The organism is Azospira restricta, from assembly GCF_016858125.1.
Taxonomy (GTDB): domain Bacteria; phylum Pseudomonadota; class Gammaproteobacteria; order Burkholderiales; family Rhodocyclaceae; genus Proximibacter; species Proximibacter restrictus.
Map to the genome: position 1 here is coordinate 623,650 of NZ_CP064781.1, position 22,995 is coordinate 646,644.

At 71.0% G+C, this 22,995-nt stretch carries 16 protein-coding genes; 14 read left to right on the plus strand and 2 right to left on the minus strand.

Features of this window, described 5'->3' with window-relative positions:
• Positions 1-176 precede the first annotated feature (176 nt).
• The 14 genes from IWH25_RS02965 to IWH25_RS03030 all read left to right on the plus strand — a co-directional run bounded on the left by IWH25_RS02965 (position 177) and on the right by IWH25_RS03030 (position 21,011).
• Positions 177-2,936 carry a bifunctional glycoside hydrolase/polysaccharide deacetylase family protein gene (locus IWH25_RS02965; protein ID WP_203387873.1) on the plus strand — a complete coding sequence of 920 codons (2,760 nt, stop codon included), beginning with the start codon at positions 177-179 and terminating at the stop codon, positions 2,934-2,936.
• Positions 2,896-6,627, plus strand: a complete 3,732-nt coding sequence (locus IWH25_RS02970; protein ID WP_203387874.1) for a tetratricopeptide repeat protein — start codon at positions 2,896-2,898, stop codon at positions 6,625-6,627. Before IWH25_RS02965 ends, IWH25_RS02970 begins: the two co-directional genes overlap by 41 nt.
• 19 nt (positions 6,628-6,646) lie before the next feature.
• Positions 6,647-7,183 (plus strand): hypothetical protein, encoded by a 537-nt coding sequence (locus IWH25_RS02975; protein ID WP_203387875.1) that lies wholly within the window; start codon positions 6,647-6,649, stop codon positions 7,181-7,183.
• Between the two features lie 11 nt (positions 7,184-7,194).
• Positions 7,195-8,565, plus strand: coding sequence for a PelD GGDEF domain-containing protein (locus IWH25_RS02980; RefSeq protein WP_203387876.1), 1,371 nt, complete (start codon positions 7,195-7,197; stop codon positions 8,563-8,565).
• Positions 8,525-9,520 carry a hypothetical protein gene (locus IWH25_RS02985; protein WP_203387877.1) on the plus strand — a complete coding sequence of 332 codons (996 nt, stop codon included), beginning with the start codon at positions 8,525-8,527 and terminating at the stop codon, positions 9,518-9,520. The genes IWH25_RS02980 and IWH25_RS02985 overlap by 41 nt, the downstream gene beginning before the upstream one ends.
• A complete protein-coding gene (pelF, locus tag IWH25_RS02990; protein WP_203387878.1) occupies positions 9,517-11,043 on the plus strand; it encodes a GT4 family glycosyltransferase PelF in 1,527 nt (508 codons plus the stop codon). Before IWH25_RS02985 ends, pelF begins: the two co-directional genes overlap by 4 nt.
• Positions 11,043-12,413 (plus strand): exopolysaccharide Pel transporter PelG, encoded by a 1,371-nt coding sequence (gene pelG, locus IWH25_RS02995; protein WP_203387879.1) that lies wholly within the window; start codon positions 11,043-11,045, stop codon positions 12,411-12,413. Before pelF ends, pelG begins: the two co-directional genes overlap by 1 nt.
• 12 nt (positions 12,414-12,425) lie before the next feature.
• Positions 12,426-12,848 carry a YqaA family protein gene (locus IWH25_RS03000; RefSeq protein WP_203387880.1) on the plus strand — a complete coding sequence of 141 codons (423 nt, stop codon included), beginning with the start codon at positions 12,426-12,428 and terminating at the stop codon, positions 12,846-12,848.
• Between the two features lie 105 nt (positions 12,849-12,953).
• Entirely contained in the window at positions 12,954-16,838 is a 3,885-nt protein-coding gene (locus tag IWH25_RS03005; RefSeq protein ID WP_203387881.1) for a DUF3683 domain-containing protein, read from the plus strand.
• Between the two features lie 153 nt (positions 16,839-16,991).
• On the plus strand, positions 16,992-17,453 hold the full coding sequence (locus IWH25_RS03010; protein WP_376990712.1) for an HIT family protein: 462 nt from the start codon (positions 16,992-16,994) through the stop codon (positions 17,451-17,453).
• Entirely contained in the window at positions 17,450-19,075 is a 1,626-nt protein-coding gene (locus tag IWH25_RS03015; protein ID WP_203387882.1) for a hypothetical protein, read from the plus strand. The genes IWH25_RS03010 and IWH25_RS03015 overlap by 4 nt, the downstream gene beginning before the upstream one ends.
• An 83-nt stretch (positions 19,076-19,158) precedes the next feature.
• Complete coding sequence (locus tag IWH25_RS03020; RefSeq protein WP_203387883.1) at positions 19,159-19,593, plus strand: gamma-butyrobetaine hydroxylase family protein; 435 nt, start codon at positions 19,159-19,161, stop codon at positions 19,591-19,593.
• A 10-nt stretch (positions 19,594-19,603) separates the two neighbouring features.
• Complete coding sequence (gene ubiE / locus IWH25_RS03025; RefSeq protein ID WP_203387884.1) at positions 19,604-20,341, plus strand: bifunctional demethylmenaquinone methyltransferase/2-methoxy-6-polyprenyl-1,4-benzoquinol methylase UbiE; 738 nt, start codon at positions 19,604-19,606, stop codon at positions 20,339-20,341.
• Between the two features lie 94 nt (positions 20,342-20,435).
• Positions 20,436-21,011 carry a ubiquinone biosynthesis accessory factor UbiJ gene (locus IWH25_RS03030; RefSeq protein WP_203387885.1) on the plus strand — a complete coding sequence of 192 codons (576 nt, stop codon included), beginning with the start codon at positions 20,436-20,438 and terminating at the stop codon, positions 21,009-21,011.
• Between the two features lie 103 nt (positions 21,012-21,114).
• Here the strand turns inward: IWH25_RS03030 and IWH25_RS03035 are convergent, their stop codons facing one another.
• Both IWH25_RS03035 and atpD read right to left on the minus strand, forming a co-directional pair.
• A complete protein-coding gene (locus IWH25_RS03035) occupies positions 21,115-21,537 on the minus strand; it encodes a F0F1 ATP synthase subunit epsilon (RefSeq protein ID WP_203387886.1) in 423 nt (140 codons plus the stop codon).
• Between the two features lie 27 nt (positions 21,538-21,564).
• On the minus strand, positions 21,565-22,968 hold the full coding sequence (atpD, locus tag IWH25_RS03040; RefSeq protein WP_203387887.1) for a F0F1 ATP synthase subunit beta: 1,404 nt from the start codon (positions 22,966-22,968) through the stop codon (positions 21,565-21,567).
• Between the last annotated feature and the right edge of the window lie 27 nt (positions 22,969-22,995).

Sequence of the window (22,995 nt, forward strand, 5' to 3'; positions counted from 1 at the left end):
TCCGGCACCGCCCGCCCCGGCCGGATGCGCTGCGGGCGCCGGCGACGGCAAGGCGGCAGCCGCAAGTTTCCGCTGCCGATATGACGTCGTCCCGCTATGATGCGAAGTTTTTACATTCGCCGCCGGCAAAAGCCGCGACAATTCGCGCCCGTCCACTTCCGCCCCGACCGCCGACCGTGAACCGCTGGCTCGCCGCCCTTGCCCTGCTCTGCCTCCTGCTGCCCGCCGCCGGCGCGACGCAGGCGCCGGCGGTCGCGCTGTTCTACGGCAAGGACGCGCCGCTCGCCGAGCTGAAGGCCTTCGACATCGTCGTCGTCGACCCCGACCACGGCCACGACCCGCAGCGCTACTGCAAGCCTTACAGCGAGCTCTACGCCTACGTCGCGGTCGGCGAGGCGCACCCCGGCCGCGGCTACTTCGCCGCCATCCCCGCTGCCGCACGGCTCGCCGAGAACCGCGACTGGGGTTCGCTGGTCGTCGACCTGGCGCACCACGGGTGGCCGGACTTCGTCGCCGCGAACATCGTCGGCCCGCTGTGGGAGCGGGGCTACCGCGGCTTCTTCCTCGACACGCTCGACTCCTACCGGCTCGCCGAGCGCTTCGACGAGGCGGCGCAGCAGGCCGGCCTGGTCGCCGTGATCGAGACGCTGCACCGCCGCTTCCCCGGCATCCGGCTGATCCTCAACCGCGGCTTCGAGGTCGTGCCGAAAGTGCGCGACAAGCTGCAGATGGTCGCCGCCGAGTCGCTGTTCCGCGGCTGGGACGCCGCCAACAAGCGCTATGTCGACGTACGCGCGGAAGACCGCGACTGGTTGCTCGGGCAACTACGCGCGGTGCGCGACCAATACAACCTGCCGGTGCTGGCGATCGACTATGTGGACGCGCAGGACCGTGCGCTGACGCGCGCCACGGCGGAGCGCATCAAGGCGCTCGGCATCGTGCCCTGGGTCGCCGACGCGGCGCTCGGCACGTTCGGCATCGGCCAGCGCGAGGTCGTGCCGCGCCGCGTGCTGATGCTCTACGACGGCCGCGAGGCGCCGACGGTCGATCTCACCGCGCTGGTCCGCTACGCCGCGATGCCGATCAACCACCTCGGCTACGCGACCGACTTCCACGACCTCAACCGGCCGCTGCCCGACGGCCCGCTGACCGCCCGCTACGCCGGCGCCGTGCTGTGGACCAACCGCGACGCGCTGCGCGCGCCGGCCTTCGCCGGCTGGCTGCGGCGGCAGATCGACGCCGGGCTGCGCGTCGCCGTCTTCGGCCACTTCGGCTTTCCGCTCGACGCCGCGAACGCGCGCGCGCTCGGGCTGGCGCCGGTGACGCCGCCGGCGGCGCCGGGCAAGCCGACGATCGCCCACCAGGACCCGCTGTTCGGTTTCGAGGAGAAGCCGCGCCCCGACCGGCGCGCGCTGCCGCCGCTGCGTCTCGCCGGCGACGGCGGTCAGCCGCTGCTGCAGCTCGCCGACGCGCAGGGCGCGCGCTACGACGCCGCCGCCTTCACGCGTTGGGGCGGCTACGTGCTCGACCCGTACACGGTGATCACCCTGCCCGGCAGCGAGCAGGCGCGCTGGATCGTCGATCCCTTCGCCTTCCTGCAGCGCGCGCTGGCGCTGCCGGCGATGCCGGTGCCCGACACCACGACCGAGAACGGCCGCCGGCTGCTGTTCATCCACATCGACGGCGACGGCTACCCCTCGCTCGCCGAGCTGCCGGGAACGCCGATCGCCGGCCGCGCGCTGCTCGAGCAGGTGATCGAGAAATACAAGCTGCCGACGACGATGTCGGTGATCGAGGGCGAGGTCGCGCCGCACGGGCTGTTCCCGAAGCTCGCCGCGGAAATGGAGGAGACGGCGCGGCGCACCTTCGCGCTGCCCTACGTCGAGATCGCCAGCCACACCTACAGCCACCCCTTCGTCTGGTTCCGCGCCGAGCGGCCGGCGGCGCGCGCCGACGACGCCGGCTACCACCTGCGAATTCCCGGCTACACGCTCGATCTCGCGCGCGAGATCACCGGTTCGGTCGACTACATCCGCACGCGCCTGGCGCCGCCCGGCAAGCCGGTGCGCGTGCTGCTGTGGAGCGGCGACGCCGAGCCGCAGGCGAACGCGCTGCGCATCGCCGAGGACGCCGGCCTGCTCAACCTGAACGGCGGCAACACCGTGATCTCGCGCAGCAACCCCAGCCTGACCGCGGTGTCGCCGCTCGGCCTGGCCAAGGGCGGCGTCTTCCAGACCTACGCGCCGGTGATGAACGAGAACGTCTTCACCAACCTGTGGACCGGGCCGTTCTACGGCTACGAGCGGGTCATCGAGACCTTCCGGCTGACCGGGTCGCCGCGCCGGCTGAAGCCGATCAACATCTACTACCACAGCTATTCGGCAAGCAAACAGGCGTCGCTGAACGCGCTGCACAAGGTCTATGCCTGGGCGCTGGCGCAGTCGCCGCACGTCGTCTTCGCCTCCGACTTCATCCGCAAGGCGCGCGACTTCGACGGCATCGTCGTCGCCCGCGACGGCGACGGCTGGCGCATCCGCGGCGACGGCGAACTGCGCACGCTGCGCGCGCCGGCGGCGCTCGGCCGCCCCGACCCCGGTGCCTCGCTTGCCGTCGCCGGCCACGCCGCCGGCAGCGAAGGCCACTACGTGCACCTCGCCGGCGGCGACGCGCTGCTCCGCTTCGCCGAGACACCCGCCGGCCGCCCCTACCTGCACGACGCCAACGCCCGCCTCGCCGCCTGGCAGGCCGACGGCGACGGCCTGCGCTTCGTGCTGCAGGGCCACCAGCCGCTCGATTTCGCGCTCGCCGGCAGCCGCGGCTGCGTCACCCGCGCCGACGGCCGGCCGCTGACGCCGCGCCGCAGCGACGGCGACCTCCAGCACTTCCGCCTCGACCATGCTGCTGCAACGATCGAAACTCGCTGCCGCGGCCGTTGAGCGCCCGCGGCTGGCGCCGCCGTGGTCGATCGCCGTGCTCGGCGCCGGCGTGCTGCTCGTGCTCGCCGCGATCTATCCGCACGAGACGCTGGTCAAGCGCCTGCTGAAGGCACCGCCCGACCACGTCACCGAGGCCTACCTGGTCAACCTCCTGCGCACCGAGCCCGGCAACCCGCAGCTGCGCCTGCTGCTCGCGCGCAGCCAGCTGCAGTCCGGCCTGTACGGGGACGTGCAGCAGACGCTGGCGCCGGCGCTGGCCGCCGCCGACGCGGCGCTGCGCGAGGAGGCGCTGTGGCTGCTCTGGCAGAGCGAGGCGCAGCAGTACCGGCGCCTCGCCGACGGCACGCCGGAGCAGGCGGCGGCGCGCGACGCGCTGCGCCGGCGGCTGGTCGAGCTGGCCGAGGGCGACTGGGGCGAAGCCGTGCTGATCGAGATCGCGCGCAAGGCGATCGTCTTCGGCGAGCTCGGCGTCGGCCGCCGGCTGTTCGCGCGCCTCGCCGCGCGCGGCGGCGGCCACAACTATTTCTGGTACGCCGACGCCGCACGCAGCGCGCTCGCCAGCGGCGAACACCGCGCCGCCGCCGAGTTCTACCTGATCGCGCGCGCGCAGGCGGCGACCGTCGCCGAACAGCGCCGCTACTTCGTCGACGCGCTGCGCGCACTGCGCGCCGGCGACCGCAACGACGAGGCGCTCGACCTCGCCGAACGCGAGCTCGCCGTGGCGCCGCAGCTGGCCGACGATGCGGAAGCGCTCGAGCTGCTGGTGCGCATCGCGCGCGCCGCGCGCCGGCCGGATCTCGCCGACAAGTACGCGCGCCGGCTGCTGCGCCTGTCGCTGCTCGAGCAGTGGCGGCGCGAGCAGCTGGCGCTCGCCGGCTTCGACGCGCGGCCGCGGCGCGTGGCGCTCGCCGACGACGCGCGCGGCGGGCCGCAGCTGCCCTTCGACGACCGCATCTACACCCTCGGCTTCGAGGCCTTCCTCGACAACCGCAAGCTCGACGACGCGTGGAAGGTGGCGGCGTCGGCGGTGCGCCAGGCGCCGGACCACCTCGGCTGGCGCGAGCGGCTGGCGCGCGTCTCGGAATGGACCGGGCGGCCGCGCATCGCGCTCGAACAGTGGCTGTACGTCGCCCGCGCGAGCAACCGCGACGAGGCCTGGCAGGCGGTGCTGCGCCTCGCCCCCGGCCTCTTCGACGACGCGGCGTTGCGCGCGGCGCTGCATTACCAGCTGGCGCACCGGCCCGACGACGGGAAACTGATCCGCGAACTGGCCGCCACCTACGAGCGCCTCGGCGACCCGCAGGGCGGCCTGCGCGTCCTCGAACAGGCCTATCAACGCACCCGGCAGCCGGCGCTGCTCGAAGCGCTGGCCGAGCTCGCCGAACGCGCCGGCGACGACGCGCGCGCACTCGCCTACTGGCAGCGGCTGCTCGCCGAGGCGCCGCTGACGCCGGCGCGCGCGCTGCGCGTCGCCACCCTCTACCTGCTGCGCGGCCAGGCCGAGGACGGCCTGCGCCTGCTCGAACAGGCACGCGCCGACGCCGGCGACGACGACCTCGCCTTCTGGCGGCTGACCGCGGAGACCGCCGCGCTGACGCGGGCCGACGCCACCGCGCTCGACGCCTACCGCCGCCTGGTCGGCAACGTCGCCGCCGAGCGCGGCGACTACGAGGCGCTGCGACTGCTGCTGGAGGAACAGCCGCTCGCCGCGGCGCAGGTCGCCAGCGCCGCCTGGCGGCGTTTCCGGCAGCCGCCCGACCTGGTCAACGCGCTCGCTCACTACGCGCAGGGCGAACACTGGCCGGAGATCGGCCGCCTGCTCGCCGAGCTCGACGGCGAGCAACTGCACGAACTGCGCCGGCGCGCCGATTTCCTGCGCCTGTCGGCGCAGTACCGGCTGCACGCCGGGCAGCCGCGGCAGGCGCGCCAGGAACTGGAGGCGGCGCTGCGGCTGGCGCCGGAATCGACGGCAACGCAACAGGCGCTGCTCTGGCTGCTGATCGACGGCGGCGACCCGGCCGCGCTGCGCGGCGCGCTCGCCGCCGCCGAAGGCGACTGGCGCAGCCAGCCGGCGCTGCACGACGCGCTCGCCGCCGCCTACCAGGCGCTGTCGCTGCCCCAGGTCGCACTCGAGCGCTACCTGACGCCGCGACTGGCCGCGCACCGCGGCGATTTCCTGTGGCTGATGAACTACGCCGACGCGCTCGAGCAGAACCAGGAGGCCGACCGCGCCTGGCGGCTGCGCCGGCAGCTGCTGCGGGAGCAGCGGCAGCAGGCAGCCGGCCGCGACAGGCCGGACGCAGCGGCGACGGACGACGGCTCCCGCCTGCGCCGCGCCATCCGCACCCGGCTGGCGATCGGCCAGCGCGGCGGCGACGCCGGCTTCGCCGCGCTGCGCGAACTGCTGCGCCTCGACCGCGACGGCGAGCGGCGGCTGTCGCCGGCGGCCCGGGACGTCGCCCTCGGCTGGCTGCTCGACCGGAACCAGCACGCGGCCGCGCGCGGCTGGCTGTGGCAGCAGTACGCGCGCACGACGGCGCGACCGCTGTGGGGCGAGATCTCGCTGGCGCTGGCCGAGGACGACGTCGCCCAGGCCAGCGAGCTGCTGGCGCGCCACGGCGAGCGCCTGCCGCGCTACGACCGGATCAACGCCGCGCTGCGCGGCGGCGACCTACGCGCGGCGCAGAGCGACGCCTTCGCCACGCAGACCGAACAGGCCGCCGACGACCCGCTGCACCTGCAGTTGAGCGACGCGCTGCTGGCGCATTCCGACCATCTCGGCGGCGCGCTGGCGGCGCGCCGGGTCGGCGGCGTCGACGAGCGCGAGCAGGCGGCGCACTGGCACCTCGCGCTGTCGCCGCGGCTGACGCTGGACCTCGCGCTCGGCAGCATCGCCCGCGACAACCGCGAACCGCAGCAGATCGGACGCACGCCGGACGAAAGCTACCGCAGCGCCCGCCTGGTCTGGCGCCACGCCGACGGCGAGACGCGGCTGGGCGTCGCCAGCCGCGACAGCCTCGCCCGCTATACGCCGCTGCTGCTCGAGCACGAGCAGCGCCTCGACGCCCGCCTGACCGCCTTCGCCGCGCTCGGCAGCGAACAGCCGGCCGACGAATCGACGGCGCTGCGCGTCGCCGGCATGAAGGACGTGGCGCGCGTCGGTCTGCGCTACCGGCCGACGCAGCGCGACCAGTGGTCGATCGAGCAGCGCTGGGAGACCTTCTCGGCGCAGACCGGCGGCGGCCTCGGCCGCGGCCGCGTGCTGCAGGTCGAGGCCGCGCATGCGCTGCGCATCGCGCCGCGCGACCTGGAAGCCAGCGTCTTCTGGTCGCAGCACCGCTACGACCGGCGCGACGCCCCCGCCGACCCGCGCCTGCGCACGCTGCTGCCGGCCGGCGCCGCGGACCTCGGCCCGGACTTCTTCCTGCCGGAGGACTTCCGCTTCTACGGCATCCGCCTGTCCACCGACGTCCGCTTCGCCCGTGAATACACGCGCGGCTGGCGCCCGCTCGCCTCGGTCGCCCGTACCTGGCACAGCGAGAACGGAGCCGGCTACGAGCTCGCCGCCGGCGTCGCCGGCAGCGTCGCCGGTGGCGACCACCTGTTCCTCGGCTGGCGGCTCGGCCGCGGCGGCACCGGCAGCGGCGGCCTCGTCCGCGAGGCCGGATTGACCTATCGCTTACACTACTGACCCTCTCCGGGAGACCTCGATGACCCGTTCCTGCACCCGTCTGCTGCTCCTCCTCGCAACGCTCGCGCTCGCCGCCTGCGCCACCGTCGACCGCAGCGCCGCTCCCGCGCTCAGCGGCAAGGCGCTGTGGGTCGTGCTGCCCTTCGCCAACCACACCGAGACGCCGCTCGCCGGCAGCCGCGCCGAAGCGATCGCCGAGGGCCTGCTGCACAGCCACGGCATCGCCCGCGTCCGCCGCTACCCGGCGGTACTGCAGCAGGACGCGCTGTTCGAGCCGGCCGACGGCAAGCAGGCCGATGCGGCGCTGGCCTGGGCACGCGAGCAGGGCGCCCGCTACGCACTGACCGGCAGCGTCGACGAGTGGCGCTACAAGGTCGGCGTCGACGGCGAGCCGGCGGTCGGCGTCGCGCTGGCGATCGTCGACGTCGGCAGCGGCGAGACGCTGTGGCGCGGCGTCGGCGGCAAGAGCGGCTGGAGCCGCGAGGCGCTGTCGGCGGTCGCGCAGCAGCTGCTGCGCAGCCTGCTCGCGGACGGACTGGCCGCCCGCCAAGACTGACCGCCGCCGCCATGCGCGACCTGAAGCGCCGGCTGTACGGCTACCTGCTGCCCTTCGGCAGCCCCTGGGCGGTCGCCGGCGAAACGCTGCTGCTGCCACTGCTGGCGATCGCCGTCGGCATCTGGGTGAACCCGCTCGACCCGCTATGGACGCAGGGCGACTTTCCCTGGGCCTGGTTCGCGCCGGTGATCCTGGCGATGCGCTACGGCCCCTTCCCCGGGCTCGCCGGCGCCGCCGTGCTGGTCGGCGCGTGGCTGGCGTTCAGCGCCGCCGGCTGGACCGACGGCGACTTCCCCAAGCTCAATTTCCTCGGCGGCCTGATCCTGGTCATGCTCGCCGGCGAGTTCTCCAGCTTGTGGCTGACGCGCGCGCGCCGCGCCGAGGGCATGCAGGTCTACCTCGACCGGCGCCTCGACTACCTGACCCACCAGTACTACCTGCTGCGCCTGTCGCACGACCGCCTCGAGCAGGACCTGATCGGACGGCCGATGGCGATGCGCGATGCGCTCGCCGCGCTGCACGAGCTCACCCGCGACGCCGGCGACGACCGCCTGCCGGGCGCCGGCGGCCTGCTGCGGCTGTTCGCCCAGTACTGCCAGGTGGAAACGGCGACGCTGCACGCGGCGGCCGGCAACGGCTTCGACCCGCAGCCGGCGGCGATGCTCGGCCAGCCGGCCGACGCCGGCCGCCTCGCCGCCGCCGATCCGCTGCTCGCACATGCGCTGGACAGCGGCTGCCTGTCGCACGCGGCGACGGCGCTGGCGCGCGGCGACAGGCCCAGCCGCTACCTGATCGTCGCCCCGCTGACGACCTTCGACGGCCAGACGCTGGGCCTGCTCACCGTCGAGCGCGTGCCCTTCTTCGCGCTGCACGAGGAAATGCTGCAGACCCTCAACCTGCTGCTCGGCTACTACACCGACGGCCTCGCCGAGCGGCGGCTGGCGCGCCGCATCCAGGACGCCTGCCCGGCCTGCCCGACCGAGTTCGCCGCCGAGCTGCAGCGGCTGTGGCGCGTGCGCGAGGAATCGCGGGTGCGCAGCGTGATCGTCGCCCTCGAATTCCGGCCGCAGCCCGAGCACCCCGACCTCGCCGAGCAGATCGCCCGGCTGCGCCGCTCGCTCGACGTAAACTGGCTGCTCGCCGGCGGTGACGGACAGGTGCTGGTGACGCTGATGCCGCTTGCCGGCGGCGCCGCCGCCGAGGGCTACATCGCCCGCATCGAGGACTGGATTCGCCAGAAAACCGGCCAGCCGGCGGCCGCGGTCGGCGTCTTCGCGCATGTGCTGCGCGTCGAGGACGAGCCGCCAGTGCCGCTGCTCGCCCGCCTTTTCGAAATCTGCCATGTTGCAGCCGAAGCTCGGACTGTCCGCACTGGCGCTTGAGAGCGGCGCCTGGGCCGGCATCGTCGCCGCCGGCGACCGCGACGCCGCGCTGCTCGCCTACCTGCTCGCGCACGCCGCCGCCAGCGCGCTGCTCGCGCTCGCCGTCTGCGCCATGCGGCCGGCGCGCCTCGCGCAGAAACGCACGGCCACCGCGCTGCTCCTCTTCGGCACCGCCTTCGCGATTCCGCTGCTCGGCTTCGTCGCCGTGCTCGCCGGCATCTTCCTGCTGCATACGCTGCCGCAGCGCCCGCGCGACGACGTCTTCAGCGCCATCGAACTGCCCGAGATCGACGTGCACCAGCGCGCCGGCACCGGCTTCCGGCAGGCCGGCATGCGCTCCTTCCTGGCCAACGCGCGGGCGCCGGTGGCGACGCGGCTGCGTGCGCTGGTCGCACTGCAGAACGTCTCCGGGCGGATCGCCTCGCCGCTCTTGCGTGACGTGCTGAGCGACCCGTCCGACGACTTGCGCCTGCTCGCCTACGGCCTGCTCGACGGCAAGGAGAAGCGCATCACCGGCGCCATCCACGAAGAGTCGGCGCGCCTGCAGGCGGCGGCGCCGGGCAGCGAGGCGCACGCCGCGGCGGCGCAGAAGCTGGCCGACCTGTACTGGGAGCTGGTCTATCAGGAACTGGTGCAGGGCGACCTGCGCCTGCACGCGCTGCAGCAGTCGCTCGCCTACATCCGCGTGCCGCTGGCGCGGACGCCGGACAACGCCGCGCTGCACCTGCGCCACGGCCGACTGCTGCAGTCGCTGGGCGAGCCGGCGGCGGCGCGCGACGCCTACTACCGCGCGCTCGGCCTGGGCATGCCGCAGACGCGGATCGTCCCCTACCTCGCCGAAGTGGCCTACGACCTCGGCGAGTTCGACGCCGTGCGGCAGCTGATGCGCGAGCTCGGCGACTGGCAGTCGCTGCCGCGGCTGCAGCCGGTGATCGCCTACTGGAGCCGGACATGAGCCTGCCCCGCGCCGCCGACGCCGACGTCGCGCTGCTGCTCGAGGGCACCTTCCCCTACGTCAGCGGCGGCGTCTCCAGCTGGGTGAACCAGATCATCCGCGCCTTCCCCGAGCTGCGCTTCGCCATCGTCTTCCTCGGCAGCCGGCGCGACGACTACGGCGAGATGAAGTACGCGCTGCCGGACAACGTCGTCCATCTCGAGACGCACTACCTGTACGAATTCGCCACCGCGGAGATGAAGCCGCAGCCGCGCCACGGCGACGCCGACGCCTTCGCCCGCTCGCAGGCGCTGCACGACGGGATGCGCGGCGACCCGGCCAGCGGCGAGGCGCTGGCGGCGTTCCGCGACGTCGTGCATGAGATCTTCCCCGGCGGCCGGCTGCCGGCCGACGACTTCCTGCACAGCGAGGAAGCCTGGCGCGTGGTCAGCGACAGCTACCGCAAGTACTGCACCGATCCTTCCTTCGTCGACTACTTCTGGACCGTGCGCATCATGCACGCGCCGCTGTGGACGCTGACCCGGATCGCCCACGAGCTGATCCCGGCGCGCGCCTACCACACGGTGTCCACCGGCTACGCCGGCTTCCTCGGCGCGATGCTGCACCGCGCGCGCAGGCGGCCGCTGATCCTCTCCGAGCACGGCATCTACACCAAGGAACGCAAGATCGACCTGTTCAAGAGCGAGTGGATCCGCGACAACCGCAACGTCTTCCAGCGCGACCCGACCGAGCTCTCGTACTTCCGCCAGATGTGGATCCGTTTCTTCGAGTGGATGGGCCGCTTCTGCTACGACGCCGCCGACCCGATCGTCGCGCTCTACGAGGCCAACCGGCTGCGCCAGGTCGCCGACGGCGCGCCGCCGGAGCGCACCTGCAACGTGCCCAACGGCATCAGCCTGGCGCGCTTTGCGCCACTGCGCACGCGGCGCCCGGCGACGCCGCCGCCGGTGCTGTGCCTGATCGGCCGCGTGGTGCCGATCAAGGACGTGAAGACCTTCATCCGCGCGATGCGCAGCGTGGTGAACCGGATGCCGGACGCGGAAGGCTGGATCGCCGGCCCCGAGGACGAGGATCCGGCCTACGCCGAGGAGTGCCGCAACCTCGCCGAGAGCCTCGGCGTCGCCGGCAACATCCGCTTCCTCGGCTTCCAGCGGGTCGAGGACCTGCTGCCGAAGATCGGCCTGACCATCCTGTCGTCGATCAGCGAGGCGCTGCCGCTGGTGATCCTCGAGGGTTACGCCGCCGGCGTGCCGACCATCGCCACCGACGTCGGCTCGTGCCGCCAGCTGGTCGAGGGGCTGGACGCCGAGGACCGCGCGCTCGGCCGCGCCGGCGCCGTGGTGAACATCGCCGACCCGCAGGGGCTGGCCGACGCCGCGCTGGCGCTGCTCGCCGACGGCGCCGCCTGGCACGCCGCGAGCGCCGCCGGCATCGCCCGCGTCGAGCGCTATTACAGCGACGCGCGGATGTTCGGCGAATACCGCCGCATCTACGACAGCGCGCTCGCCGCCGGGGACCGCTGATGGCCGGCATCGGGTTCGAACTGCGCAAGCTGCTGCAGAAGGACACGCTGCTCGGCCTGCTGCAGGCCTACACCTTCGCCGGCATCATCGGCTCCGGCCCGTGGGTGCTGTCCATCCTCGGCATCCTGATCATCGGCCTGCTCAGCAACACGGTGGTCGTTCCCTCCTACCTGGTCACCCAGTTCCAGACCTCGGTCACCTACCTGATCGCCAGCAGCCTGATCCTCACCGGCGGCGTGCAGCTGGCCTTCACCCGCTTCGTCTCCGACCGGCTGTTCGAGCAGCGGGACGAGCTCGTGATCCCCAACCTCAACGGCCTGCTGATGGTCGTCGTGCTCGCCGCCGCGGCGCTCGCCGTGCCCTGCCTGTTCCTGTTCTTCCCGGGGCTCGGCGTCATCTACCGCATCCTGATGCTGGCCGGCTTCGTGCTGATGTGCGCGATCTGGGTGGTGACCATCTTCCTGTCCGGGATGAAGCGCTACAAGGCGATCGTCCTCCTCTTCGCGCTCGGCTACGGCGTCACCGTCGCCGCCGCGCTGCTGCTGCGCCGCTTCGGGCTGGAGGGACTGATGGCCGGCTTCGTGCTCGGCCACTGCGTGCTGCTCGGCGGCATGCTGCTGCTCACCGCCTGGGACTTCCGCCCGCAGCAGCTGATCGCCTTCGACTTCACGCAGCGCGCGCTGATCCATCCCAGCCTGCTGGCGATCGGCCTGCTCTACAACCTCGGCATCTGGATCGACAAGTTCATGTTCTGGTTCTTCCCGGACACCTCGGAGCCGATCATCGGCGCCCTGCGCGCGTCGATCATCTACGACCTGCCGGTGTTCCTCGCCTACCTGTCGATCATCCCCGGCATGGCGGTGTTCATGGTGCGCATCGAGACCGACTTCGTCGAGTACTACGACAAGTTCTACAACGCCGTGCGCTCGGGCGGCTCGCTCGAATACATCGAGGACATGCGCGACGAGATGGTCTATTCGATCCGCCAGGGACTGGCCGAGATCGGCAAGATCCAGACACTGGCGGTGCTCGTCACCTTCGTCGCCGGCCCCAGCCTGCTCGAGCTGCTCGGCATCTCCGGGCTCTACCTGCCGCTGCTCTACATCCAGGTGATCGGTGCCAGCCTGCAGGTAGTGCTGCTGTCGGTGCTCAACGTCTTCTTCTACCTCGACCAGCGCCGCATCATCCTGACGCTGTGCGCCGGCTTCGTCGTGCTCAACGTCGCCTGCACCGCGCTGTCGCTGGCGAAGGGCGCCGCCTTCTACGGCTACGGCTTCGCGCTGGCCGTGCTGGCGACGCTGATCGTCGCGCTGGCGCTGCTCGACCGCAAGCTGGACCGGCTCGAGTACGAAACCTTCATGCTGCAGTAGGGCGCCGCCACCATGGATTGGCTCGACCTTTCCGCCGACGCCGGGCTTGCCGGCCTGTTCGCCGCCAGCTTCCTGGCCGCGACGCTGCTGCCGGGCGGCTCGGAGGCGGCGCTGTTCGCCTTCCTCCGGCTGCATCCGGACGCGCTGGCGCCGGCGCTGGCGCTCGCCACCGCCGGCAACACGCTGGGCGGCATGACCTCCTGGGCCTGCGGCCGCTGGCTGCCGAAGTGGCGGCGGCTGGAAACGTTGCCGCAGCTGGCGACGCTGCGCCGCTGGGGCAGCCCGGCGCTGCTCTTCGCCTGGGCGCCGCTGATCGGCGACGCGCTGTGCGTCGCCGCCGGCTGGCTGCGCCTCGGCTGGCTGCCGTGCGCGGCGTTCATGGCGCTCGGCAAGTTCGCCCGCTACTGGCTGGTGGCGCAGGGCGCGCTGCCCTGAACGGCGGCCCGCGGAACCCGTCGCCGCGCGGCTGGTCTATCCGCTTCCGCATGCTGCATCGCGATACGATAAAATTCCTCTTTTGAAGCCCCTGCCCGATTGGCCATGACCGCCCGCCTGCGCGAAATCCCGTACAACTACACCTCGTTCTCCGACCGCGAGATCGTCATCCGCCTGCTCGGCGCGGAGAACTGGGCGATCCTCGACGAACTGCGCAGCGAGCGCGTCACCGGCCGCTCGGCGCGGATGCTCTACGAGGTGCTCGGCGACATCTGGGTGGTGCAGCGCAACCCCTACCTGGAAGACGACCTGCTCGCCAACGGCGACCGCCGGCGCGCGCTGATCGACGCGCTGCGCCACCGCCTGGGCGAGGTCGACAAGCGCCGCCAGGGCAACGACAAGGTGCTGAAGCTGGTCGACGCGGCACAGGGCGCGGTGAACGCGTTCGAGCGCCGCTTCGCGGAAACCGCCCGGCTGCGCGCGAAGACGCTGAAAGTGCTGGCCAAGCACACGCGCAAGGACAACATCGCCTTCGACGGCCTGGCGCGCGTCTCGCACGTGACCGATGCCACCGACTGGCGCATCGAATACCCCTTCGTCGTCCTCACTCCGGACACCGAGGAGGAGATGGCGCCGCTGGTGAAGGCCTGCATCGAACTGGGGCTGACCATCATCCCGCGCGGCGGCGGCACCGGCTACACCGGCGGTGCCGTACCGCTGACGCCGCTCTCCGCGGTGATCAACACCGAGAAGCTGCTCGACCTCGGCCCGGTCGAGGAGCTGGTGCTGCCCGGCCACACCGACACCTACGCCACCATCCGCACCGGCGCCGGCGTCGTCACCGAGAAGGTTTCGGAAGCGGCGGCGGCCGCCGGCCGCGTCTTCGCCGTCGACCCGACCTCGGCCTCGGCCTCGTGCATCGGCGGCAACATCGCGATGAACGCCGGCGGCAAGAAGGCCGTGCTGTGGGGCACCGCGCTCGACAACCTGGCCTGGTGGAAGATGGTCGACCCGGACGGCAACTGGCTGGAAGTCGAGCGTCTCGACCACAACTTCGGCAAGATCCACGAGCAGCACACGGTGCGCTTCCGGATCAAGCGCTTCGATTCGACCGGGAAGAAGCTGCTCTCGGAAGAGGAGCTCTCGATGCCCGGCCAGCACTGCCGCAAGGACGGGCTGGGCAAGGACGTCACCGACAAGTTCCTCGGCGGCGTGCCGGGCGTGCAGAAGGAAGGCACCGACGGCCTGATCGTCGCCGCGCGCTGGGTGCTGCACAAGATGCCGCCGGTGACGCGCACCGTCTGCCTGGAGTTCTTCGGTCAGGTGCGCGAGGCGGTGCCGGCGATCGTCGAGATCACCGACTACTTCAAGCCGGGCGGCGAAGGCAACGCCGCCGGCGTGCTGCTCGCCGGCCTCGAACATCTCGACGAGCGCTACGTGAAGGCGGTCGGCTACACGACCAAGGCCAAGCGTCACGGCCGGCCGAAGATGGTGCTGATCGGCGACATCGTCGGCCACGACGAGGCGGCGGTGATGAACGCCGCCTCGGCGGTGATCCGCATGACCAACGCGCGCGGCGCCGAAGGCTTCATCGCCGTCTCGCCGGAGCAGCGCAAGAAGTTCTGGCTCGACCGTTCGCGCACCGCGGCGATCTCGAAGCACACCAACGCGTTCAAGGTGAACGAGGACGTCGTCATCCCGCTGCCGCGCATGGGCGACTACTGCGACGGCATCGAGCGCATCAACATCGAGCTGTCGACGAAGAACAAGCTGGCGCTGTGCGACGCGCTGGCCGAGTTCCTGCAAGGCGAGCTGCCGCTCGACACCGGCGACGCCGAAGTCGGCAAGGACGAACTGATCGGCGACCGCCGCCAGGCCGCGCTCGACTACGTGCGGAGCGTGCGCCGCCGCTGGCAGTGGCTGCTCGACAACCTCGACCTGCCGCTGGCCGAGGCCGAGAAGCAGTTCGCCGAATACGGCGTCACCGCCGGCGAACTGTCGAATCGCGCCGCCAACCCGACGCTGTTCCACCGCCTGCAGGACTACTCGATCCGCACCTCGTGGAAGAGCGAGCTGAAGCCGCGGCTGGACAAGATCTTCGACGGCACGATCTTCCATCCGGTGCTCGAGCGGATCAAGGGCATCCACCAGGAAGTGCTGCGCGGCCGCGTCTTCGTCGCGCTGCACATGCACGCCGGCGACGGCAACGTGCACACCAACATCCCGGTGAACTCGGACAACTACGAGATGCTGCAGACGGCGAACCGCGCCGTCGACCGCATCATGGCGCTGGCCCGCGCACTCGACGGCGTGATCTCCGGCGAGCACGGCATCGGCATCACCAAGCTCGACTACCTGACCGACGCCGAGATGGCCTCGTTCTGGGCCTACAAGCAGAAGGTCGACCCGCAGGGCCGCTTCAACCGCGGCAAGCTGTTGCGCGGCGCCGCCGCGCAGCCGTTCGCCGACGCCCGCCCGGCCAACCTCGACGACGCCTACACGCCGAGCTTCAACCTGATGGGCCACGAGTCGATCATCATGGAGCAGACCGAGATCGGCGAGATCTCGCACGACATCAAGGACTGCCTGCGCTGCGGCAAGTGCAAGCCGGTCTGCTCGACGCACGTGCCGAAGGCCAACCTGCTCTACTCGCCGCGCAACAAGATCCTCGGCACCTCGCTGCTGATCGAGGCCTTCCTCTACGAGGAGCAGACCCGCCGCGGCGTGTCGCTGGCGCACTGGGCCGAGTTCGAGGACGTCGCCGACCACTGCACGATCTGCCACAAGTGCGAGAAGCCGTGCCCGGTCGACATCGACTTCGGCGACGTCTCGATCAAGATGCGCAACCTGCTCAGGAAGCAGGGCAAGAAGTCGTTCAATCCGGGCAAGGCGGCGGCGATGGCCTTCCTCACCGCGAAGGACCCGGCGACGATCAAGCTGATCCGCACCGGCATGATCGAGTGGGGCTACAAGGCGCAGCGGCTCGCCTACCGCGTCGCCAAGTCGCTCGGCCTGATCCAGGGCCAGGTCAAGGCGCCGCCGGCGACGCTGGGCAAGGCATCGGTGAAGGCGCAGATCATCCACTTCATCAACAAGCCGATGCCCGGCAACCTGCCGAAGCGCACGTCGCGCGCGCTGCTCGACATCGAGGACGACACGATCGTGCCGGTGATCCGCGATCCGCAGAAGTTCAAGGAGGATTCGGACGCCGTCTTCTACTTCCCCGGTTGCGGCTCGGAGCGGCTGTTCTCGCAGGTCGGCCTGGCGACCCAGGCGATGCTCTACGAGCTGGGCACGGCGACCGTGCTGCCGCCCGGCTACCTGTGCTGCGGCTACCCGCAAACCGCCGCCGGCGAGGAGGACGCCGGGCAGAAGATCATCACCGACAACCGCGTGCTCTTCCACCGCGTCGCCAACACGCTGAACTACCTCGACATCAAGACGGTGATCGTCTCCTGCGGCACCTGCATGGACCAGCTGCTGAAGTACGAATTCGACAAGATCTTCCCCGGCTGCCGGCTGCTCGACATCCACGAGTACCTGATCGAGAAGGGCGTACACCTCGACGGCGTCGAGGGCGTCCGCTACATGTACCACGAGCCCTGCCATGCGCCGATGAAGACGATGTCGGGAATCAAGGTCGTGAACGAGCTGATGGGCCAGCCGGTCGACCTGTCCGACCGCTGCTGCGGCGAGTCCGGTACGCTCGCCGTGGCGCGCCCGGACATCTCGACCCAGGTCCGCTCGCGCAAGCAGCAGGAAATCGAGAAGGGCGCCGCCAAGCTGCGCGCCGACGGCTTCGCGGGCGAGGTGAAGATGCTCACTTCGTGCCCCTCCTGCCTGCAGGGCCTGTCGCGCTACAACGACGACGCCGACATGAAGTCCGACTACATCGTCGTCGAGATGGCGAAGCACCTGCTCGGCGCGGACTGGATGGAAAAGTACGTCAGCAAGGCGAACAGCGGCGGCATCGAGCGCGTCCTGCTCTGATCGACGGGGCGGCGGCGAACGGCCGCCCCGTGACTTTTCGCCGACGATGCGCCATGCTGCGCGCTGGGGACGGAGCGGGAAAACACCAATAATCAGGGAGACGGGGTCTTGCAGCCGGATAACGATCAACTGCGCGCTCAACTGCACGCACAGCTGAGCGGCCACCTCGCCCGCGCGGCGGACGAATGCGAGCTGTGCCACGCGCCCGGCGGCGAGCTGCTGTGGGAAGACGCGCTGTGCCGCGTGATCGCCGTCGCCGACGACGACTACCCCGGTTTCTGCCGCGTCATCCTCAACCGCCATGCTGCCGAGATGAGCGACCTCGACGCCGGCGAGCAGCAGGCCCTGATGCGCGTCGTCCTCGCCGTCGAGGGCGCGCTGCGCCAGCTCTACCGGCCGGACAAGATCAACCTGGCGAGCTTCGGCAACGTCGTCCCGCACCTCCATTGGCACGTCATTCCGCGCTGGAAGGACGACCGCCACTTCCCGCAGCCGATCTGGGGAACGCCGCAGCGGACCGGCGGCGGCGTACGGCCGGCGGTGAGCCGGCGCCAGCTCGCCGGCGAATTGGCGCAGCGCCTCGGCGCGCCGCAACGGCGGGGCACGGCCGGATGAACCTGGCCGGGCTGCCGCCGATCGGCGAACCGCCGCGCCCGGCGGCGCTCGGCCTCGACGACGGCCTTGCCTTCCTGTCCCGGCTGCCGCTGGCCAATCCGCTGCAGGCGGAAGCCGCGCTCGATGCCTTCCTCGACGAACTGACCGCCCGCCCGCCGGCAGCGGCGGTCTATCTCAACCTGCTCGAACAGGCGCGCATCCCGCTCTGCTTCGTCGAGGAGGAGCTGGCGCACCGCTACGTCGGCAAGCCGTTGCCGCTCGGCGACGTCGAGCAGCAGGCCTTCGTGCGGGTGACCGGCATCTGGCGCAAGGTGACGCGCGCCTACGCCCAGTGCGCGCAGCTCGACGACGACGTCGACGATCCCGACCATCCGCGCCGGGTCGCGCTGATCCTGCACCGCTGCCTGTACTACCTGGGCATGCTGATCGTCGAGCACCACCGGGCGCGGCACGAGCTGCCGGCCGGGGCCTGGCTCGACCTGCACGGCTACTACGCGAGCGCCGAGGAATGGGGTGTGGCGACGCTGCCGGTGGCCGACGCGCTCGACCCGCACGGGCGCGCGACGCATTGTGCGGCGGCCTACGCGGCGACGCTGCTGCTCGACCTGGCCGGCCCCTACAGCCTGTCGGCGCGCGACTACAACCTGATCCGGCGCTGGGCGATGCATTGGGCGCCGCTGGTCGGTGTCGTCGGCGCGACGGCGGACGAGGCGTTGCCGGCCTTCGTCGTCGATGTGATGCAGGACGCACCGCTGAAGCAGGCGGCCGACTGCCGCCTGCGCGACAACGTGCGCAAGCTCGACACGACACGGCTCGCGGTGACGCTGGCGCAGGTCCGCCGGCAGCTGGCGCAGCGCATTCCGCCCGGCCAGATCGGCCTCGGCGAGGAGTGCACAGGGCCCCAGTGCCGCAAGCTGCTCGAGCAGGTGATGCGGCCGTGGACCCACGCGCGCGCGGTACGCCGTTTCCGCCGGCACGCCAGCTCCGGCGTCGCGCGGGTGGCCGGCGGCTTCGCGACGATGCACTACCTGATCGGCGGCGCCGAATTCGCGCAACCGGCGAGCACGCGCATGTACTGCCGCGAGGAGTTCGACGAACTGTTTTCGTTCCGCCACATGGTGGACCCGACGGCCAAGCTGCAGATCCGGCAGACGGGACCGGCACAGCGGCCGGACGACTGGCAGGTGGTCAACCAGTCGGCGAACGGCTTCCGGCTGACCCGCTCGGTCGCCGGCGACAAGGTGGCGCACGGGCAGCTGCTCGCCGTCTGCCCGCCCGACGGCGAACGCTACTTCCTGGCGCAGGTCACCTGGCTGATGCACGACCGCGGCGCACAGCTGGTCGCCGGCATCGCCGCGCTGCCCGGCGCCGCCCGGGCGATCGCCGCCCGCCCGCTGACCGGCTGCGGCGGCCAGGCGGTGCTGTTCAGCCGCGCCTTCCTGCTGCCGGCGACCGACACGGTCAGCGACGAGCCGTCGCTGGTGCTCGAGGCGGGCTGGTTCCAGGCCGGCCGCCTGCTCGAAGTGCATGACGGCCAGGCGTCAGTGCAGGTCATCCTGCTGCAGATCCTGCAGGAAGGCCCGGACTTCGAGCGGGTCAGCTTCCGCCGCGACGAGGGCTGAGGCCCGCACGACGTCCGCCGGCGCCCCGGGGTGCCTGCTTCTCGGCTATGATTACGGGCTCGCAACACACCCGGGACCGCATCATGGCCGGACTTGGCAACGACACCCCTGTTCCCACCGAGATCAAGCTGCACCAGAAGTCGCGCCTCCTCGAAATCGCCTTCGCCGACGGCGAGCGCTTCGAGCTCAGCTACGAGTACCTGCGCGTATTCACGCCGTCGGCCGAGGCGCGTGGGCACGGCCCCGGCCAGGAGACGCTGCAGGTCGGCAAGCGCGACGTCGGCATAGAGCGCATCGAGCCGGTCGGCAACTACGCGATCCGCCCGGTCTTCAGCGACGGCCACGACAGCGGCCTCTATTCCTGGGACCTGCTCTACAACCTCGGCAAGCACCGCGACGAGCTGTGGCAGACCTACCTCGACCGCCTCGCCGCCGAAGGCAAGAGCCGCGACCCGGCCGACCCCGCCAACATTCCCCCCGCGCCGGCCAAGCCCAAGGGCGGCTGCGGGCACCACTGAGCGTACCCCCATGAACGACAAGACCACCCATTTCGGCTACGAGCAGGTCCAGGAAGCGGAAAAGGCGCGCCGCGTCGCCGACGTCTTCGACTCGGTCGCGCAGCGCTACGACCTGATGAACGACGTGATGTCCGGCGGCCTGCACCGGCTGTGGAAGGCGTTCACGATCGCCAAGAGCGGCGTCCGCGAGGGCTCGCGCGTGCTCGACGTCGCCGGCGGCACCGGCGACCTGTCGCTCGCCTTTCTGAAGCGCGTCGGCAAGAGCGGCCAGGTGTGGCTCACCGACATCAACAACGCGATGCTGACACGCGGCCGCGATCGCCTGTGCGACAAGGGCTTCATCACGCCGGTCGCGCAGTGCGACGCCGAGAAGCTGCCCTTCCCCGACGACTACTTCGACTGCGTGACGGTCGCCTTCGGCCTGCGCAACATGACGCACAAGGACTCGGCGCTGAAGGAGATGCGGCGCGTGCTGCGTCCCGGCGGCCGCCTGCTGGTGCTCGAGTTCTCGCAGGTGTGGAAGCCGCTGGCGCCGGTCTACGACTTCTACTCGTTCAACGTCATCCCGCGCATCGGCCAGCTGCTGGTCAAGGACGAGGCGAGCTACCGCTACCTCGCCGAGTCGATCCGCGTCCATCCCGACCAGGAGACGATGAAGTCGATGATGGAGCAGGCCGGGCTCGAACGCGTCGACTATTTCAACCTGAGCCTCGGCGTCTGCGCGCTGCACCGCGGCTTCAAGTTCTGAGCGCGGGCGGGACGATGATGCGCGCGGCGAACGCTCTGCGCAGCCGAGGGTCCGCCCCGGGGGCAACGGCCGACGGTGGCCGGCGCCGGCGCTGATGCTGCAGCGCGCCACCTTCGCCTTCGTCAATCATCTGCTCGCCGCGGAGGGCTGGGCACGCGCGCGCCTGAAGCCGTTTGCCGGCCAGCACGCGCGCTTCGAGCTGGGGCCGTTCGCGCAGACCTTCGCCGTCGCCGGCGACGGCAGCCTGAACGCCTGCGGCGACGCGGCCCCCGCCGCGGTCACCGTCCGCCTGCCCGACGACGCACCGCTGCGCTTCCTCACCGACCGCGCGTCGCTGTTCGCCAGCGCGCGCATCGAGGGCGCCGCCGACTTCGCCGAGGCGCTCGGCTTCGTCGCCCGCAACCTGCGCTGGGACGTCGAGGCGGACCTCGCCGGACTCGTCGGCGACATCGCCGCGCACCGCGTCGCCGCCGCCGGCCGGCTGCTTCGCGCCAGCGGCGCCGCGCAGGCGCAGCGCCTCGGCGCCAACTTCGGCGAGTACCTGCTCGACGAGGAGCGGCTGCTGGTACGCCGCGCCGAGGCCGGCGCCTTCGCCCGCGAGGTCGCGACGCTCGCTGACCAACTGGCGCGGCTGGAGCTGCGCGCGGGCAAATTGCCGACGCCGGACTGAGTGCCCCCTGCCGTCGGCACCCGGGCGCTGGGGCGACGAGCGGGCATCGCAACCAAAGAAAAAGGCAGCCGAGGCTGCCTTTTTCTTTCAGCGGTACGCGCGCTCAGTGGCGATTCTTGAGCTTCTTGATCGCCTGCAGCTGGGCAACGGCCTGGGCCAGTTCGGCTTCGGCGGTGGCGTAGTCCATTTCCGCGTTGCGGTTGGAGAGGGCCTCCTCCGCACGCTTCTTGGCGTCCAGCGCCTTGGCTTCGTCCAGGTCGTGGGCACGGATCGCGGTGTCAGCGAGCACGGTGATCATGTTCGGCTGCACCTCGAGCATGCCGCCCGAGACGTAGACCAGCTCGTAGTCGGCCTGGGCAGGCACTTTCAGGCGGATCGTGCCGGGCTTGATCCGGGTCAGCAGCGGCGTGTGGTGCGGATACACCCCAAGCTCGCCGGCTTCGCCCGGGAACACGCCGAATTCGACGATGCCCGAGAAGATCTGCTCTTCAGCGCTCACCACGTCGCAATGTACGGTAATTGCCATTGCCGGGTCTCCCATTAATTACTGCGATTACTGCAGCGTCTTGGCCTTCTCGAAGGCTTCCTCGATCCCGCCGACCATGTAGAAGGCCTGCTCGGGCAGCGCGTCGCACTCGCCGGAAACGATCATCTTGAAGCCCTTGATCGTGTCCTTCAGCGAAACGAACTTGCCGGGCGAACCGGTGAACACTTCGGCGACGTGGAACGGCTGCGACAGGAAGCGCTGGATCTTCCGCGCACGGGCGACGGCCAGCTTGTCTTCCGGCGACAGTTCGTCCATGCCCAGAATCGCGATGATGTCGCGCAGTTCCTTGTAGCGCTGCAGCGTGGTCTGCACCTGGCGGGCGACGCCGTAGTGCTCCTCGCCGACGATCTGCGGGTCGAGCTGGCGCGAGGTGGAGTCGAGCGGGTCGACGGCCGGGTAGATACCCAGCGCGGCGATGTCACGTGACAGCACGACGGTCGAGTCGAGGTGCAGGAAGGTGGTCGCCGGCGACGGGTCGGTCAGGTCGTCCGCCGGAACATACACGGCCTGAATCGAGGTGATCGAGCCGACCTTGGTCGAGGTGATGCGCTCCTGCAGGCGGCCCATTTCTTCGGCCAGCGTCGGCTGGTAGCCCACCGCGGACGGCATCCGGCCGAGCAGCGCCGACACTTCGGTACCGGCCAGCGTGTAGCGGTAGATGTTGTCGATGAAGAGCAGGATGTCGCGGCCGTCGTCGCGGAAGCGCTCGGCCATCGTCAGGCCGGTCAGCGCGACGCGCAGACGGTTGCCCGGGGGCTCGTTCATCTGACCGAAGACCATCGCCACCTTGTCGAGAACGTTGGAGTCCTTCATCTCATGGTAGAAGTCGTTGCCCTCGCGGGTACGCTCGCCTACGCCGGCGAACACCGACAGACCCGAGTGCTGCTTGGCGATGTTGTTGATCAGCTCCATCATGTTGACGGTCTTGCCGACGCCGGCACCGCCGAACAGGCCGACCTTGCCGCCCTTGGCGAACGGACAGACCAGGTCGATAACCTTGATGCCGGTTTCGAGCAGGTCGACCGACGGCGAGAGCTCGTCGAACTTCGGTGCCGGCTGGTGGATGGCGCGCACTTCGTTGCCGGCGATCGGGCCGGCCTCGTCGATCGGACGGCCGAGCACGTCCATGATGCGGCCCAGCGTGCCGTGGCCGACTGGCACCGAGATCGGGGCGCCGGTGTTGTTCACCTTCATGCCGCGGCGCAGGCCGTCGGACGAGCCCATGGCGATCGTACGGACGACGCCGTCGCCGATTTCCTGCTGCACTTCGAAGGTCAGACCCGTCTCGACAGCGGCGTGTTCTTCGCTCTTGTCGAGCATCAGGGCGTCATAGACCTTGGGCATCGCTTCGCGCGGGAACTGGATGTCCACAACCGCGCCGATGCACTGAACGATGGTACCTTGACTCATGTTGAATCCCTCAATGATTGAAACCTG